Source organism: Lentzea sp. NPDC051213 (assembly GCF_044455585.1).
Lineage (GTDB): Bacteria > Actinomycetota > Actinomycetes > Mycobacteriales > Pseudonocardiaceae > Lentzea.
In genome coordinates this window covers 129,432-145,201 of record NZ_JBITEX010000008.1, presented here as the reverse complement: position 1 = coordinate 145,201, position 15,770 = coordinate 129,432, and the positions used below count along the sequence as shown (strand labels likewise).

Genomic DNA, 15,770 nt, shown 5'->3' with positions numbered 1-15,770 from the left:
CCCAAGCACAGGTTCCTGACAGGTTTCAGCCGGGATCTCCGCGACGTTTGCGATGAACTACCCAACCGAAGTCCACAACGCAGACAACGGCGAGTAGTAAAAGCACTATCGCGAGCCACAACACGTCAGCTCGGAGCGCCAGCCAGCCCGCCACCGAGTTGAAGACCAGGCCAAACCCGGCGAGCCACAACCGCAGTGTCAGAGCACTTCGCGGGGGCGCCGGGGGTGGCAGGTAGTCGCTCACGTCACCCGGTTTCCCGCAACAGGGGTGCGTCAACCCGCCTCAGCGGCCTTGGAGGTTTCGTCACATAGGGCCTAACGAGACGCGTCAGGGCAAGACCAGGGGCGATCAGCGGGACCACGGCGGTCAGCACGGCGGCCGTGATGCCGGCTCGCACGACGTCCCTCGGCATGACGGCGACCCGGTCCACGACGAACGCGCGGCGCCCGGCGAGGGACACGGCCGCGAGGACGATCAGGAACACGACCATGCTGAGCATCGCCCGTTGCACCGCGTGCTCGTATCCGGCTGCTTCTCCTGCCACGAGCACCGCGAACCACCCGGCGAGCGCGGGCAGCTGACCCTGTTCGGTGGTGGCGGCCCAGCTCAGTCCGCCGAGCGTCGCGAGCCAGACGAGCACCGCCGCCCGTTCCTGCGCCCAGACGGATGCCGCGTCGAGGGGAATACCGGTCCAGGCGAGTACGCCGAGCGGGCTGAGGGGGTCTTCGGCGAGTTGGCCGAGCACCCACGCGAGCGTCCACGCGGACAGCAGCACCGCGACGACGAGCTGCCACCTGGGCCGGCGGACCACGCAGCGGGCGAGCCGGACGATCTCCGCACGCGTCATACCCCCACCATGCCGTTTGCAGGTGGTTTGTGGAGAAACGTCACCCCGATGCTCACCCGAGCGGACCTCGACCAGGCGTGTCGACCACGCAGCGCTATCCACGATCGGGGGACAGATCTTTTCTATGCTGACTACATGAGCATCGATCAGCTTCTGCGTCTGCCCAGCTACCTGATGCTCCAGCTCGTGCGCGAAGCCAGGCGGATCGGCCCCAAAGGCGAGCACAGCGGCCTGCGCGGACCGCATCTGACGGTGCTCGCGCACCTGGCGGAACAGGAGGCGGTGGCGCAGAAGCGGATCAGCGACCGGGTGCGGATGGACCCGAGCGATCTGGTATCAGTGCTCGATGATCTTGAAGGTTTCGGGTTTGCCCAGCGCAAGAGGGATGAGCGGGACCGCAGGCGGTTCACCGTGTCGATCACCGACGCCGGTAGACAGGCCTTGCGCGAGCGCCTGGAGGCAGCCCGCGCGGACGAAGAGGAGTTGTTGGCGCCGTTGACGTCGCACGAACGTGATGCGTTGACCACACTGCTACGGAAGGCGTATCTGCATCACGCTGATATGCGTGTAGATTAGACAGTCTGCGCTCGCGAGACCCCGCGCGGGCAAGAATAGGTAACCCGGGACAAAACCCGATAGGTCACCATATCGAGAAAAGAGGCAAGTTGTCAAGCCCCTCCGATGACCTCCGGCTCGCCGAAATGGAGCCGGAGCAGGAATACGTGGCCATGTTGTACGGCCGGCTCGACGACCTCCGCGAACAGACGTCGAAACGACTCGCACAATCGTTGCGACAAACCGGCGGCACGCACCAGATGCGGTCCGAGCGAGACACCTCCGTCGCGATGTACACAGATCAATTGGCTCAGTACAGCGCGGTCGAGAACGGACTCGCGTTCGGCCGGCTCGATTTCCACAACGACGACCGGTTCTACATCGGCCGAATCGGTCTCTTCGACGAGGACAAGGATTACGAGCCGCTGCTGATGGACTGGCGGGCCCCCGCGGCCAGGCCGTTCTACCTCGCGACCGCGGCCTCGCCCGACGGCGTGCGCCGGCGCAGGCACCTGCGGACGCGCTCGCGCAAGGTGATCGGCCTCGACGACGAGGTCCTCGACATCAACTCCGCCGACGTGTCGCGCAGCGAGAGCCTGACCGGCGAGGCGACCCTGCTGGCGGCGTTGAACGAGTCGCGCACCGGCCAGATGAGCGACATCGTCGCGACCATCCAGGCCGAGCAGGACACCATCATCCGGTCCGAGCTCAACGGCGTCGTCGTCGTGCAGGGCGGTCCCGGCACCGGCAAGACCGCGGTGGCCCTGCACCGCGCCGCCTACCTGCTCTACACGCACCGCCGGCAGCTGGCGAAGCGCGGCGTGCTCGTGGTCGGCCCGAACACGACGTTCCTGCGCTACATCAGCCAGGTGCTGCCGTCGCTCGGTGAAACCGGCGTGCTGCTGTCGACCGTGGGCGAGCTCTACCCCGGCCTGACCGCGACGGGCCGCGAGGCCGCCGACGTCGCGGCGCTGAAGGGCCGCATCGAGATGGCCGAGGTGGTCATCGCCGCCATCCGGGACCGCCAGGAGGCGCCGCCGTTCGTCGAGATCCGCTTCGACAACGACGTGCTGCGCCTGGACCGGCGCGCGATCGCCGAGGCGCGCGGCAGGGCGCGCCGGACCCGCCGGCCGCACAACGAGGCCCGCCGCACGTTCGCCCGCGAGATCATCTCGACCCTGGCGGGCATGGTGGCCAACCGGCTGGGCGGTCATCTGCTGGACAAGTCCGACATGGACGACATCCGCCGGGAGATCCGCGAGTCGGCGGAGGTCCAGGCCGCGATCTCGGCGCTGTGGCCCGTGCTGACGCCGTTCTCGCTGCTGTCGGAGCTCTACGCGAACCCGAAGCGCCGCAACCGCGCGATGGCGAAGTTCACCCGCGAGGAACGCGATCTGCTGCAGCGTTCCTCCGACGAGTGGACGCCGGCGGACGTGCCGTTGCTGGACGAGGCCGCCGAACTGCTCGGCGAGGACGACACCGAGGCCAAGGCCCGCGCCGAACGCCAGCGCCGCCAGGCGATCGAGTACGCCCAGGGCGTGCTCGACATCCTCGACCTGGAGGACGACGCGGACCCGGACATCCTGATGGCCACCGACCTGATGGACGCCTACCGCCTGGCCGAACGCCACGGCGTGGACCGCTACGAGACCGCCGCGGAACGTGCCGCCGCCGACCGCACCTGGACCTTCGGCCACATCATCGTCGACGAGGCCCAGGAGCTGTCCGCGATGGCGTGGCGCACGCTGATGCGCCGCTGCCCCAGCAAGTCCATGACGGTCGTCGGCGACATCGCCCAGACCGGCGACATCGGCGGCGCCACGTCGTGGGACGGGGTGCTGGCGCCGTACGTCATGAAGCGGTGGCGGTTGACGGAGCTGACGGTCAACTACCGCACGCCGGCCGAGATCATGGAGGTGGCCGCGGACGTGCTGGCGTCCGTCGACCCGGCCCTGGTGCCGCCGACTTCGGTCCGCGAAACCGGTGTGCCGCCTTGGGTCTCGTCGGTGGCGTCGCTCTCCGCCGAAGTGCCCGGGCTGATCGCGACCGAGGTCGCCGCCGTCGGTGACGGCAAGGTCGCGGTGATCGTGCCCAACGCGCTGCTGTCGCCGGTCGGTTCGGCGATCGTCGCCGGGGTGCCCGGGGCGTCGTTGGGCAACGACCTGGAGGAGGCCCAGGTCGTGGTGCTCGGGGTGAGTGACGTGAAGGGCCTGGAGTTCGACTCCGTGGTCGTGGTCGACCCGGCCGGCATCCTCGAGGAGTCGCCGCGCGGCGCGTCCGACCTGTACGTCGCGCTGACCCGTGCCACGCAACGACTCGGCGTCGTGCACACCGCGGCGCTGCCCGATGTGCTATCCCGGCTGAAGGACGTTTCGTAGCGAACGGAGGCCTGGGTGGCGAGCGTGGACGCGGCGGTCGGCCGCATCGTCGTGTCCGTCAGCAACCAACTCGCCCCCAGGCTCTCCCAGCTCGTTCCTCCCCCGCCGCCGGACGTCGACCCGATGTTGCTGACCTACCTGGAATCTCCCGACTTCGCCGAGGTGGCGCGCCAGGTCGTGCTGTGGCGGGCGATGCGGGGTTCGCTGGAGTCGGAGCTGTCCGCGGACGTGCGCGAGCAGATCGTGCAGGGCCTCCGGCTGGCCGACGCGTCGGCCGACCCTCTGGCCGTGCTGGAGGCGCTGACCTCCGTTTCACCGCTGCGCGCGGGCGATCTTCCGACGCCGACCGCGGTGGGCGTCGCACATCTCGCGGCCGCCGCCAAGCACAACACCCTCGTCCTGCGCCGCTCGTCGTCGTTGGAGACCTTCCACGAGTACGCCCGGCAGGTGTGCGCGCGGATCGCCGCGATGCACGGCGAGATGCGCTTACCGCACATCGGTGTCAGCCGGTCCGTGCCGTACTCCCAGCTGTACGTCCGGCCGACGCTGAGCCCCGGCATCGCGGTGGACGCACTGGGAACTCCGGGCCACCGCACCGTGCTGCTGGGCGATCCCGGCGCCGGAAAGTCCACGCTGGCGGGAAAACTCACGCACGACATCGCAGTGTCCGGTCGTGTCCCGTTCCTGTTGGTGTTGCGCGAGTTCACGGCGTCGTTCCGTTCCGGAGGCCGAGAGCTGCTCAAGTATTTCGAGCACGTCTGCAGCGATCCCTACAACCTCACGCCCCCGCGTGACGCCGTGGAATACCTGCTGCGCAACGGCCGCGCGGTCGTGGTGCTGGACGGCCTGGACGAACTGGTGCAGCCGGAACTGCGCCGCCGCGTCGTCCGGCTGGTCGAGGGTTTCGCACACCAGTACCCGCTCACGCCGATCGTCGTGACCGCCCGCAAGGTCGGGTACGCGGAAGCCCCGCTGAGCGAGTCGCTGTTCACCACGGGCACGGTCGACGACTTCGACTCCGGCCAGGTAGCCGACTACGCCACCCGCTGGTTCGCGCTGGACGCCGCCACTCCGGCACACGAGCGAGCCCGGCTCGCGGAGGCTTTCCTGGGCGAGAGCACCGAGATCGAGGAGCTGCGCCGCAACCCGTTGCTGCTGGCCCTGTTGTGCGCCATGTACTCCAGCGAGCACTACCTGCCGCGCAACCTCGCCCAGGTCTACGAGCGGTGCGCGGTCATGCTGTTCGACCGCTGGGACTCGATGCGCGGCATCGCGCTGCCGGTGCAGTTCCAGGGCCGGCTGCGGGCCGCGGTGCAGCACCTCGCGTGGTACCTGTTCGCGGGCCCGGAGCCCGGCGGTGCGTTGCCGCGCAGTCGGATCGTGCGGCTGCTCGCGAACTACCTGGTGTCCAAGGCCTTCGACCCCGACGAGGCCGAGGGTGCGGCGGAGCGGTTCACTGAGTTCTGCACCGGGCGGGCGTGGATTCTCACCGATGTCGGTGCGACCACGAGTGAGCCGTTGTTCGGCTTCACGCACCGGACCTTTATGGAGTACTTCGCCGCCGAACACCTGGTGCGCAAGCACACCACGGCTGCTTCGTTGTGGGCGGCTCTGCGTTCGCACGTCAACGAAGGCGCCTGGGATGTTGTGTGTCGGGTGGCTTTGCAGCTGCACGACCGCAATGTCGACGACGGTGCCGACGACGTGCTGTCACTGGCGATCCGTGACGGCGAACTCGACTTCGCCGCTCTGGCACTCGGCTACCTGACACCTCGGCCCGACATCGTGCGCGGCATCGCCATCGCCGCACTCCGCCAGGCTGCTCAACTTCCGGTGGAGGAGCGTGCTCACTACTTCTACCAACTCCGAACGATGGGCGCGGACGTCGCGTTGCGGGCCTGTCTGATGCGGGGCCTGCCCGCGAACACCGCCATCGCCTGCCAGGCTGTGCTCGAAGACGTCGCGCGGCTGTACCGGGAGCGAGACCCTGATATCGGTCACCTGGTTCGCGGTCTGCTCGGCGTCCCCTTCCTGAGCTCAGGCCTGCGGTCGAGTCTGACCGAGGTCTACTGGCGCCAGCCGGACGACTCCCACCTCGTGCCATCGCCGTGGCTGAGCGACATGGACGATCTGACAGACCTCGCCGCACTCGTGCGCAGCCGTGGCCCGACAGCTCTGTTCGAGAACCACTCGTTTCTCGGCACGAACATCACCTCGCCGGTCACTGCACTGCTGTTCGCCCGCTACACCAAGGCGGTCGACCGCGCTGCAGCCCGCCGGCTGGCGATACACCTGGCGCAGTCGAAACTGCCGTGGATCCACTACCGGCAGTGGATCGACGACTTCGAACACTGTCTCGGCGGCAACCACCTAGACCCACGAGGTGAGTTTGGCGTCGACCTCGAGTTCCTGTTGTGCCTGCCGTACCTCGAGGCGAACTCGGACTTCGGCCTCGTCCCGCCGTTCGAACCGGCACCGCAACTCCACGATCTGGCTGCGATCCGCGAGATCGAAACCGTCGGTGTTGTTCCTTGGACACCGCCGGACGGCATGTCCGATGAGGTCGCCGACCTGTTGACCCTGTGGACCACAAGGGACTTCAACGTCTTCGAGTAGAACTCAGCGGGCCAGGCCAAGACCGACGGCGGCCGCGCCCACTCCCAGCACCACGCTGACCACCACGTTCACCAGCGCCATCCGATACTTCTCGGCCTCCAGCAACCGAACCGTCTCAAAGCTGAACGTCGAGTAAGTCGTAAGCCCACCACAGAACCCCACCCCGAGCAGCGGCATCCAAGACGTACCAACGACAAACCCGATCAGCAGGCACCCGAGCACGTTCGCGACCAAGGTCCCCCGCGGAAAGTCCGACCTGGACCGCGACATCAAGGCCCAGTCGATCAGGTACCGCACCGGAGCCCCCAGAGCAGCCCCGAGAAACACCACCAGCGCGGTCACCGCGTCACCCGCAACCCGAGAAACGCCGCCAGCACAGCACAAACAGGCGTCAGCAGCAGGAACCAGGACCACCCGACGGCGTACGACGAGAACGTCGTGAAGCCGCCCAGCATCCCGACCCCGAAGAAGGCTCGCACCAACGGCCGCGGCACCTGCCCCATCAGCACGCCGATCAGGAACGACCCCACCACGTTGATCACGAAGATGCCCAGCGACCCCGGCACGAGCACCGACAGGCCGTAGCGCGCCACGCCGCCGAGGCCCCCGCCCAACGACACCAAAGCGACGAAGCGAGGGTCAGGTCGGTTCGGCAAGGTGCTCGACCAGGTGGTCCAGTGCCTTCAACGCGCGCACCACGTCCTCGCGCTCCGAGGCCTCCAGCTTGCCCAGTGCGGCGCCGATTCGCTTCTCGTGTTCGCGCTGCCAGACGAGGAGCTGTTCGTGTCCACGGGGTGAGACGGATAGCCGCGCTACCCGTCTGTCTTTGGGGTCTCCGCCGCGCACGACCAGGCCCGACTCGATCAACTGGGACACCAGTCCGGACACCGTGTTGGGGGCCAGGCGCAGCAGACCGGCCAGGTCGCCGACCTTCATCGGCGGGCGTTCCGCGAGGGTCTGCAGCAGCTCTACCTGCGCCATCGGCAGGGATTCCCACGGCCAGTCCGCCCGGATGCTCGTCCGCAGCGCCCGGCGCAGGCGAGTGACGACGTCGGTGAGCGTGCGGGCTTCGTCTGACATGCGGAAATCTTACTGAACGGACGGCAATAGCTCGGTGTCAGATATAATCTGAGTACGATGAACTGGTTCGTCACGGAGTCCCCCAGGCCGGCGTGGATCGCACGCTGGTCGCACGCGCCGTGGCTCGTCATCGCCACGGTCTGCTTCGGGGCGTTCATGGGGCAGTTGGACGCCTCGATCGTCACGCTCGCGTTCCCGGCGATGGCGGCGCACTTCGGGCACGATCCGGAGTGGATCTCGCTCGGCTACCTGATCACGCTCGTGGCGCTGCTCGTCCCAATGGGCAGGATCGCGGACCGGGTCGGCCGCAAGATCGTCTACATCTACGGCTTCGCGCTCTTCACCGGCGCGTCGATCGCGTGCGTCTACGCGCCGTCCTTCGACGCGCTCATCGCCGCCCGGATCGCCCAGGCGGTCGGTGCCGCGATGTTGCAGGCCAACAGCGTCGCGCTCGTCACCACCGCCGTCGCGCCCGAGCAACGGCGCAAGGCGCTCGGCGTCCAGGCGGGCGCGCAGGCGGTGGGACTTGCCGCGGGGCCGCTGCTCGGCGGTTACCTCACGGAGCACCACGGCTGGCAGGCCGTGTTCGCGATCAACGTGCCCATCGGTGTCATCGCCATGATCGCGGGCCACTACCTGCTCCCCCGCACGAAGACCAAGCCGGAGCGCACAAAACCGACGTGGCGCGTCGTGCCCGGACTGGCCGGAGTGCTGCTGACCTACGCCGCGCTGTTCGTGCCGATGACGCTGCTTCCGTTCACCATGAAGCAACCGTTGGCGCACATCGGGCTCACGACGGCCGCTCTGCCGCTCGGGTTCGCCGTCGCCGCGACGTTGCTCTGCAAGCCCGGCGTCACCACCGGTGCGCTGATCACCGCGATCGCGTTGATCCTCCCTGTGCCACAAGTACTTCAGCTGCTCGTAGCGGGTATCGGGCTCGGGATCATCGCACCTTCCTGCACAAAACGCGTGATGAGCGCACTACCAGAGGCTTCGGCGGGTGTCGGGAGCGGACTGGTGAACGTCGCTCGAGGACTGGGCACCGCGCTGGGCGTCGCGCTGGCCGGCCTGCTGATTCACACTTTCCAGTGATAGCAGGAGGTTTCACTAGGCCAAAAGGGCGCCACCCCTGCCGCACGCGTGTGGCGCCTCAGTAGCCTGAGGCCATGTCTGAACGGGTGAGCTGGGTTCCGGTAGGCCTCGACACGGGGAAGCCGAGCGCTGCTCGTCTCTACGACTACCTGCTCGGCGGCGGGCACAACTTCGCCGCTGACCGGGCGCTCGCGGAGAAGTTCCTGCAGGCCCAGCCGAACGCGCGCACGATCGCGCGGTTGAACAGGGCGTTCCTGCGCCGGGCCGTGCTGTTCATGATGGACAACGGGATCCGCCAGTTCCTCGACCTCGGCTCCGGCATCCCGACGGTCGGCAACGTGCACGAGATCGCGCAGAAGGCCGACCCCGAGACCCACGTCGTCTACGTGGACTTCGAGGAGGTCGCCGTCGCGCACAGCGAGCTCATCCTGGAGGGCGACCCGCGCGCGACGATCATCCAGGAGGACCTGACCAAGCCGGCCGCGGTGCTGAAGGCCGCGCAGGAAAGCGATCTCATCGACTTCACGAAGCCCATCGGCGTGCTGACCGTCGGCGTCTTCCACTTCGTGCCGGCCGAGGCCGACCCGGTGTCGATCGTCGCGGCGTACCGCGACGCCGTGCCCGAGGGCAGTTACCTGGCGTTCTCCCAGTTCACCCAGGACCTGCAGCCGGAGGAGATGGCCGGGGTCGTCGAGGTCATGAAGAAGAGCCAGAACCCCATGTACCCGCGCACGAAGGGCGAGATCGAGGGGCTCTTCGGCGGGTTCGATCTGGTCGAGCCGGGCATCGTGCCGCTGCCGCTGTGGCGGCCGGAGGGCCTGAACACCGACGATCCAGACAAGGCGGGCATCTACGCGGCCGTCGGCCGCAAGGTCTAGCGCCCTCTTGATGTTGGCCGCGAGGCGGCGATTCCGTACGCTCTGTGCACAGAATGGGACTTCCGGAGCTCGCCCGCCGCTGGATGCACGCGCTCACGTCGACCGCGTACATCCCGCTGTCCCGCGCGGAAATCGAGCAGGCGCTGCTCGAGTCGCTGGCCGAGCTACCGGAGTCGCCTGAATCGGTAGCCAATCGATTGGTGTCACTGCACGCAACCGGCCCGGAGTCGTTGAGTGCCACGATCGAGGTTCTTTCGCCCACGTTCGAACTACCGTTGCTCTCCCGGTTGAGCTCCGCGTACGCGCAGGCCATGCGGATGGACGCGTTCGACCAGCAGGAGCAGATCAAGGTCGCGATCGTGCGGGCCAAACAGCGGGTCGAGCGCACGCTGAAGGTCAGCCAGGCGCGGTTCGCGGAGGTGTTCGCCTCCTCCGCGCTGGGCATCGCGATCACCGACCTCACCGGCAAGTGCGTCGAGGCGAACGACACGCTGGCCGAGATCATCGGCGTGCAGCCGAGCGAGGGCACGAGCCTCCACGGGCGGCTGATGATCGACTTCTTCCACCCGGAGGACCGGGCCTCGCTGAGCGCCTCCTACCGGAAGGTGCGCGAGGGCGCGGTCGACCGGTTCCGCGACCAGCGCAAGCTGATCCGCGAGGACGGCGAGCCGGTGTGGGTGCACCTCGCGGTGTCGCTGCTGCGCGACGCGGACGGCGAACCCACTCACCACGTGACGATGGTCGAGGACATCAGCGAGCTGCATCTGTTGCAGCGCAGCCTGGACCACCAGCTGCTGCACGACTCGCTGACCGGGCTGTCGAACCGCCAGCACTTCATGACGCAGGTCGAACGGCGGCTGGCGAGCGACCCGATCACGTTGTACCACCTGGGTTTGGACGCGTTCTCGGTCGTCAACAACGGCCTCGGCCACGAGACCGGCGACAAGCTGCTCAGGATCGTCGCGGCCCGGCTGAGCAAACTCGCCGGTGAGAAGACGGCGGTGCTCGCCAGGATCGGCGGCGACGAGTTCGCGCTCATGACGGTCTCGGACAACGTCACCGCGACCGTCGAGGAGATCCAGGAGGTGCTCGCCGAACCGACCTTTGTGGACGATCACGGGATCGCGCTGTCGGTGAGCATCGGTGTGGTGGACCGGCCCCCGTCGTTCGCGACCGCCGCGGAACTGATGCGGTGCGCGAACGCCGCGCTGCGCCAGGCGAAAGCCCGCGGCAAACGGCAATGGGCGTTGCACGACCCGCACGACGACGCACGCCGCCGGGGCAAGTACGCGCTGGCCGCGTCGATGCCGGGTGCCTGGGAGCACGGCGAGATCGAGATCGTCTACGCGCCGGTGCACGACCTGGAGAGCAGCGAGGTGCTCGGCGCCGTCGCACGCCTGCACTGGGACGACCTCAGCCACAACGACACGATGGCGCTCGCCGACTCGACGGGCTTGTCGCTGCCGATCGGCAGATGGCTGCTGCGCGAGGCTTGTGCGCAGGCGGCGGCGTGGGTGGCGGAGTTCGGTGACAAAGCGCCGACGCTGCACCTGGCGCTGGGTGCGTTGCAGTCCCGCGACGAAGACCTGGTCGCCGACGTCAAACGTGCGCTCGACGAGACGGGCCTGCCGCCGGAACGGCTGCGGATCGCGCTCGACATCTCGTCGGTGCTGGCCGGCGACGACAACGCGGTGGTGCTGCACGACAGCGGCATCGTGACGGCGCTCGACGGGTTCCGCGGCGGGCACGACGAACTGGCCGTGCTGACCGAGGTGCAGGTCCGCGCGGTGATCACCCGCGCGCCCGCGCCGAGCCCGGACTCCCCGCTGCGCCAGGCGATGCGCGACCTCATCGCGACCGTGCACAGCCTCGGCGTGCGGTTCGGCGTCGACGAGGTGCACACCTTCGAGGACGCCGACCACTGGCGGGCCGCCGGTGCGGACGGCGTGATCGGGCTGCTGCCCGCACTGACCGCGGCCGAGGTGACCGAACTGCTCGTCAGAGCTGCTTCATCGCCGCCAGCAGCTTCGTGAGCGAGTCCTTCGCATCACCGAACAGCAGCGTCGTCTTCGGGTTGTACAGCAACTCGTTGTCCACGCCCGCGAAGCCGGGCCGCATCGAGCGCTTCATGAACACCACGGACTTCGCGCGGTCGACGTCGAAGATCGGCATGCCGTAGATCGGGCTGGACGGCTCGTCGCGCGCACCGGGGTTCACCACGTCGTTCGCGCCGACGACGAGCGCCACGTCGACCGACGAGATGCCGGGGTTGATGTCGTCGAGCTCCTTGAGCTGCTCGTACGGCACGTCGGCCTCGGCCAGCAGCACGTTCATGTGCCCCGGCATGCGGCCCGCGACGGGGTGGATCCCGTACGACACAGCGACTCCGCGCTTCTCCAGCTGCGCCACGAGCTCGCGCGCCGCGTGCTGCGCCTGCGCCACCGCGAGCCCGTATCCCGGCACGACGACCACGTTGTTCGCGTATCCCAGCAGGATCGCGACGTCCTCGACCGTGCCCGACTTGACCGACCGCTGCTCGTCCTGGTGCGCCGCCACGACCGTCGCTTTGAAGGCACCGAACAGGATGTTCGCGAGCGAGCGTCCCATCGCCTGCGCCATCAGCCGGGTCAGGATGGTGCCGGACGCGCCGACGAGCGTGCCCGCGACGATCAGCAGCGTGTTCGCCAGCACGTAACCGGACGCGGCGACCGCGAGACCGGTGAACGCGTTCAGCAACGAGATCGCGATCGGCACGTCCGCGCCGCCGACGGGCAGCACGAACAGCACGCCGAGCGCGAGCCCGATGACCGCCAGCAGCCACAGCAGGAAGCCGTTCGGCACGGCCATCGTCAAGGCACACAACGCGACCGACGAGACGCCGGCCGCGATCGCGAGCTGCTGCCCTGCCGGCAGCAGCACCGGCCGGGTGGTCATCAGCTCCTGCAGCTTCAGGAACGTCACCACCGAACCGGAGAAGCTGACCGAACCGATCAGCACCGTGAGCACGGTCGCGAGCCGGAACATCACGCTGCTGTCGGGCACCGCGAAGAACTCCGCGAGCGCGACCAGTGCCGCCGCCGCGCCGCCGACCCCGTTGAACAGAGCCACCATCTGCGGGATCGCGGTCATCTTCACCGAGCGCGCGGCCGGAATGCCCACGATGACACCGAGTGCGACGGCGACGAGGATGAGCAGTCCGTTGTGGACGGCACCGTGCACGTACGCGGTGACGACGGCGACCACCATGCCGAACGCGCCGATGAAGTTGCCGTAGCGCGCGTACTTGGGCGAGCTCAAGCCTTTCAGCGCCAGGATGAAACACACCGCCGCGACGAGGTACATCAGCTGGACGATCACTTTTTGAACATCTCCAGCATCCGGTCGGTCACCACGAAGCCACCGACGACGTTGACCGTGGCCAGGAACACCGCGAGCAGACCCAGAACCAGTTCCAGGGTGCTCTCGGCGGACCCGGTGATCAGGATCGCGCCGACGAGGATCACGCCGTGGATGGCGTTCGCACCGGACATCAGGGGCGTGTGCAGGATCGTGGACACCTTCGAGACCACCTCGAAGCCCACGAACACCGCCAACACGAAGATCGTCAGCAGGTCGATCACGGCAACTCCTTGCGGATCTGACCGTCGTGGGTGATGCAGCAGCCGTCCAGCACCTCGTCGGTGAGGTCCGGCCGCACCTCGCCGTCCGCGATCATCAGCTTGAGCAGGTTGAGCACGTTGCGCGAGTACAGGCGGCTCGCGTGCACGGGCATCGACGACGGCAGGTTGAGCGCGCCGTGCACCAGCACCTCGCCGACCCAGGTCTCCTGTCCCGCAACCGAAGCGGCGCAGTTGCCGCCGGACTCCGCGGCCAGGTCGACGACAACGGAGCCGGGCGCCATGGCCTTGAGCATGTCGGTCGTGACGAGCACCGGCGCCTTCTTGCCGGGGATCGCGGCCGTGGTGATCACGACGTCGCTGGCGGCGACGTGTTCGCCGATGAGTTCTCGCTGGCGTTCCAGGAACTCCTCGGACTGCACCGACGCGTAGACGCCGGACTGCGTCTCCAGGTCCAGCGCGAGGAACTTCGCGCCGAGGCTCCTGACCTCCTCGCCGGCGGCCTTGCGCACGTCGTACGCCTCGACGACGGCGCCGAGCCGGCGCGCGGTCGCGATCGCCTGCAGGCCGGCCACACCGGCGCCCAGAACGAGGACCTTGGCCGGGGGCACGGTGCCCGCGGCCGTGGTGAACATCGGCAGGAAGCGCGGTAGTCGTTCGGCGGCGACCAGGACGGCCCGGTAGCCGGCCACGAGTGCCTGCGACGACAGGGCGTCCGCGGTCTGGGCGCGCGTGACGCGGGGCAGCAGGTCGAAGCTGAACGACGTGACGCGGCGGTCCCGGTAGACGTTGATCAGCTCTGGTTCACTGGCCGGCTGCAGGAAGCTGATGGTGATGGCGCCGGGTTTGAGGTTGGTGGCCTGGTCGATGGTCAGCGGCTGCACGGACACGATGACGTCCGCTTCGGCCGTCGGATCGTCGGGCGTCACGGTCGCCCCGGCCGCGCGGTACGCGGCGTCGGGCGTGTGAGCGTGCCGGCCGGCGCCTTCCTGGACGTGCACGGTCAGTCCAGCGTCGACCAACGACGACACCGTCTCCGGTACGCAGGCGACACGGCGCTCGGCGGGCCGCGACTCTGCGGGTGCTCCCACTTTCACCGTACGCACGTTACGCGATCAAAGGTGACCTGGGCCACATCACAGTTGCCAGACAACCAGACCGACGTGGACCAGGCACCCCACCAGCCCAATCGCGGACTCCGCGCGCTCACCGAGCGTCCGCGAGGGCTGACGCTTTCCGCTCAATGCGCCACCGGGCAGCCCTTCAACGGCGAGTCCGCCGGGAAGAAGTTCGGCAGCAGGTTCTCGGTGGAGTAGTAGCGGTGGTAGACCGGCGTGATCCCGCCCGACACCGGCGGCACGATCCACGACCAGTCGGCCGGGCACGTCCTGCCCGCTGCCTCCTCCTTCTCGAGGTGGGTGAGGAACCGCTGGGACTCGGTGTGGTGATCGGTGATCGTGACCCCGGCTTCGGCGAACGAGTGCAGGACGGCGCGATTGAGCTCGACCAGAGCTCGGTCACGCCACAACGTCGCCTCCGACGACATGTCCAGGCCCATTCGCTTGGCGAGGTACGGCAGCAGGTCGTAGCGGTCGTGGTCGGCGAGGTTGCGGGCGCCGATCTCGGTGCCCATGTACCAGCCGTTGAAGGGGGCCGACGGGTAGTCGATGCCGCCGATCCGCAGGCGCATGTTGCTGATCGCCGGGACGGCGTGCCACTTCACGCCCAGGGCCGCGAGCCACGGGAGGTCCGGGTGGGAGAGCGGGACCTCGAGCACCGTGTCGGCGGGGATCTCGACGAGTGCGGGGTCGTGGCCCTCGCAGGACACCAGCAGCGGCAGCACGTCGAACGGGCCGCGCGTGGCCGGCGGCTGCCAGCCCCGCTTCAAGGCCAGCTCGGTCAACGCCAGGTTCCGCGCATCACCGAGCACGCCGCCGTCGGAGCCGCGGTAGGCGGCGTAGCGGATGATCTGCTCGTTGAGGATCTGCGGGGCCGCCATGCCGGGCTCGGCCGGGCCGAAGACCGTGATGACGGGGCGGATCTTGCCCTTGTTCGTGGCCACCCTGAGGTGTTCGACGCACTCCGCGGCCACGTCGGCCGGGGCGGAGACATCTCGCTGGTCACGCACTTTCAAGCTGCGCCAGTACAGGCGGCCGATGCAGCGGGAGCTGTTCCGCCAGGCGACGCGGGCACCGAAGGTCAGTTCCTCGGTCGTGTGGCGATAAGTGCCGGTGGCGGCGATTTCGGCGTGCACCTCGGCCAGCCGGGCCTCGACCGGACCGAGGTCCGGGTGTTCGGCGTGGTACTGGCGGACGAAGTCCTCTGCCTCGGCGATGTCGATCTCGCCGGGTTTCTCGACCTGCGCCGGGGGAAGCGCCGTGAGGGAACGGGGCATCACATCAGTCGGGACGGGGGTCATGGCGAGGCAACATAGTTGCGCTTTCGTGTGGCCGGAACCGCCTGTTGCGTTACGCCATCTGGATCACTGGAGCGCGTCCGACACGCTCAGCAAGTGCTTGATACCGCAACCGGGTGACAGAGGTGGCGACAAAGGGTGGTTTTGGACCGTTATCTGCCCGAAACCAAACATTGACCAGTGATCCAGTTCACTGGTGGATTCGACCCGTTCGAGTGAACTTCGCTGGCTCGACTCGCGAAGTTCGACGGTTGCCGTACGTCCCAGGCGATTCCGCCGATCTCCTGCCC

General features: G+C 68.2%; 15 protein-coding genes. 6 read left to right on the top strand and 9 right to left on the bottom strand.

What is annotated here, in order from left to right; genetic code table 11:
- Positions 1-25: 25 nt before the first annotated feature.
- Complete coding sequence (locus ACIA8G_RS32460) at positions 26-244, bottom strand: DUF6343 family protein (RefSeq protein WP_396422513.1); 219 nt, start codon at positions 242-244, stop codon at positions 26-28.
- 1 nt (position 245) lies between these two features.
- Complete coding sequence (locus ACIA8G_RS32455) at positions 246-848, bottom strand: hypothetical protein (protein ID WP_396422512.1); 603 nt, start codon at positions 846-848, stop codon at positions 246-248.
- 135 nt (positions 849-983) lie between these two features.
- Between ACIA8G_RS32455 and ACIA8G_RS32450 the strand changes: the two genes are divergently transcribed.
- The 3 genes from ACIA8G_RS32450 (at position 984) to ACIA8G_RS32440 (ending at position 6,397) form a co-directional block, all read left to right on the top strand.
- Positions 984-1,424 (top strand): MarR family winged helix-turn-helix transcriptional regulator, encoded by a 441-nt coding sequence (locus ACIA8G_RS32450; RefSeq protein ID WP_396422511.1) that lies wholly within the window; start codon positions 984-986, stop codon positions 1,422-1,424.
- Between the two features lie 89 nt (positions 1,425-1,513).
- Positions 1,514-3,781, top strand: coding sequence for a HelD family protein (locus ACIA8G_RS32445; protein ID WP_396422510.1), 2,268 nt, complete (start codon positions 1,514-1,516; stop codon positions 3,779-3,781).
- Between the two features lie 15 nt (positions 3,782-3,796).
- Positions 3,797-6,397, top strand: coding sequence for an NACHT domain-containing protein (locus tag ACIA8G_RS32440; protein ID WP_396422509.1), 2,601 nt, complete (start codon positions 3,797-3,799; stop codon positions 6,395-6,397).
- 3 nt (positions 6,398-6,400) lie between these two features.
- On the opposite strand, the gene crcB is transcribed toward ACIA8G_RS32440, so the two are convergent.
- Genes crcB through ACIA8G_RS32425 form a run of 3 tightly spaced genes read right to left on the bottom strand, consistent with a single transcriptional unit; the run spans position 6,401 to position 7,477 of the window.
- Positions 6,401-6,739: a fluoride efflux transporter CrcB gene (crcB, locus tag ACIA8G_RS32435; RefSeq protein ID WP_396422508.1), complete on the bottom strand. Its 339-nt coding sequence runs from the start codon at positions 6,737-6,739 to the stop codon at positions 6,401-6,403.
- Positions 6,736-7,017, bottom strand: a complete 282-nt coding sequence (locus tag ACIA8G_RS32430; protein ID WP_396422507.1) for a fluoride efflux transporter FluC — start codon at positions 7,015-7,017, stop codon at positions 6,736-6,738. The genes crcB and ACIA8G_RS32430 overlap by 4 nt, the downstream gene beginning before the upstream one ends.
- 19 nt (positions 7,018-7,036) lie before the next feature.
- Positions 7,037-7,477 carry a MarR family winged helix-turn-helix transcriptional regulator gene (locus tag ACIA8G_RS32425; RefSeq protein WP_396422506.1) on the bottom strand — a complete coding sequence of 147 codons (441 nt, stop codon included), beginning with the start codon at positions 7,475-7,477 and terminating at the stop codon, positions 7,037-7,039.
- Between the two features lie 57 nt (positions 7,478-7,534).
- On the opposite strand from ACIA8G_RS32425, the gene ACIA8G_RS32420 reads away from it, so the two are divergent.
- The 3 genes from ACIA8G_RS32420 to ACIA8G_RS32410 all read left to right on the top strand — a co-directional run bounded on the left by ACIA8G_RS32420 (position 7,535) and on the right by ACIA8G_RS32410 (position 11,480).
- Positions 7,535-8,569: an MFS transporter gene (locus ACIA8G_RS32420; RefSeq protein ID WP_396422505.1), complete on the top strand. Its 1,035-nt coding sequence runs from the start codon at positions 7,535-7,537 to the stop codon at positions 8,567-8,569.
- A 74-nt stretch (positions 8,570-8,643) separates the two neighbouring features.
- On the top strand, positions 8,644-9,447 hold the full coding sequence (locus ACIA8G_RS32415) for an SAM-dependent methyltransferase (RefSeq protein ID WP_396422504.1): 804 nt from the start codon (positions 8,644-8,646) through the stop codon (positions 9,445-9,447).
- Positions 9,448-9,500: 53 nt separating this feature from the next.
- On the top strand, positions 9,501-11,480 hold the full coding sequence (locus ACIA8G_RS32410) for a diguanylate cyclase domain-containing protein (protein WP_396422503.1): 1,980 nt from the start codon (positions 9,501-9,503) through the stop codon (positions 11,478-11,480).
- Here the strand turns inward: ACIA8G_RS32410 and ACIA8G_RS32405 are convergent.
- The 4 genes from ACIA8G_RS32405 to ACIA8G_RS32390 form a co-directional block, all read right to left on the bottom strand.
- A complete protein-coding gene (locus ACIA8G_RS32405) occupies positions 11,446-12,789 on the bottom strand; it encodes an NAD(P)(+) transhydrogenase (Re/Si-specific) subunit beta (protein WP_396422839.1) in 1,344 nt (447 codons plus the stop codon). The two genes, ACIA8G_RS32410 and ACIA8G_RS32405, sit on opposite strands and share 35 nt — an antisense overlap.
- A gap of 11 nt (positions 12,790-12,800) precedes the next feature.
- Positions 12,801-13,067 (bottom strand): NAD(P) transhydrogenase subunit alpha, encoded by a 267-nt coding sequence (locus tag ACIA8G_RS32400; protein ID WP_198680616.1) that lies wholly within the window; start codon positions 13,065-13,067, stop codon positions 12,801-12,803.
- Positions 13,064-14,161: a Re/Si-specific NAD(P)(+) transhydrogenase subunit alpha gene (locus ACIA8G_RS32395; RefSeq protein WP_396422502.1), complete on the bottom strand. Its 1,098-nt coding sequence runs from the start codon at positions 14,159-14,161 to the stop codon at positions 13,064-13,066. Before ACIA8G_RS32395 ends, ACIA8G_RS32400 begins: the two co-directional genes overlap by 4 nt.
- 143 nt (positions 14,162-14,304) lie before the next feature.
- Positions 14,305-15,483, bottom strand: a complete 1,179-nt coding sequence (locus ACIA8G_RS32390) for a nitric oxide synthase oxygenase (protein ID WP_396422501.1) — start codon at positions 15,481-15,483, stop codon at positions 14,305-14,307.
- Positions 15,484-15,770 lie beyond the last annotated feature (287 nt).

Excerpts from the sequence above, each read along its gene's own strand:
- ACIA8G_RS32455 (WP_396422512.1), bottom strand. The coding sequence starts at position 848 with ATGACGCGTGCGGAGATCGTCCGGCTCGCCCGCTGCGTGGTCCGCCGG.
- ACIA8G_RS32450 (WP_396422511.1), top strand. The coding sequence starts at position 984 with ATGAGCATCGATCAGCTTCTGCGTCTGCCCAGCTACCTGATGCTCCAG.
- ACIA8G_RS32425 (WP_396422506.1), bottom strand. The coding sequence starts at position 7,477 with ATGTCAGACGAAGCCCGCACGCTCACCGACGTCGTCACTCGCCTGCGC.
- ACIA8G_RS32420 (WP_396422505.1), top strand. The coding sequence starts at position 7,535 with ATGAACTGGTTCGTCACGGAGTCCCCCAGGCCGGCGTGGATCGCACGC.
- ACIA8G_RS32415 (WP_396422504.1), top strand. The coding sequence starts at position 8,644 with ATGTCTGAACGGGTGAGCTGGGTTCCGGTAGGCCTCGACACGGGGAAG.
- ACIA8G_RS32410 (WP_396422503.1), top strand. The coding sequence starts at position 9,501 with ATGGGACTTCCGGAGCTCGCCCGCCGCTGGATGCACGCGCTCACGTCG.
- ACIA8G_RS32405 (WP_396422839.1), bottom strand. The coding sequence starts at position 12,789 with ATGTACCTCGTCGCGGCGGTGTGTTTCATCCTGGCGCTGAAAGGCTTG.
- ACIA8G_RS32390 (WP_396422501.1), bottom strand. The coding sequence starts at position 15,483 with ATGACCCCCGTCCCGACTGATGTGATGCCCCGTTCCCTCACGGCGCTT.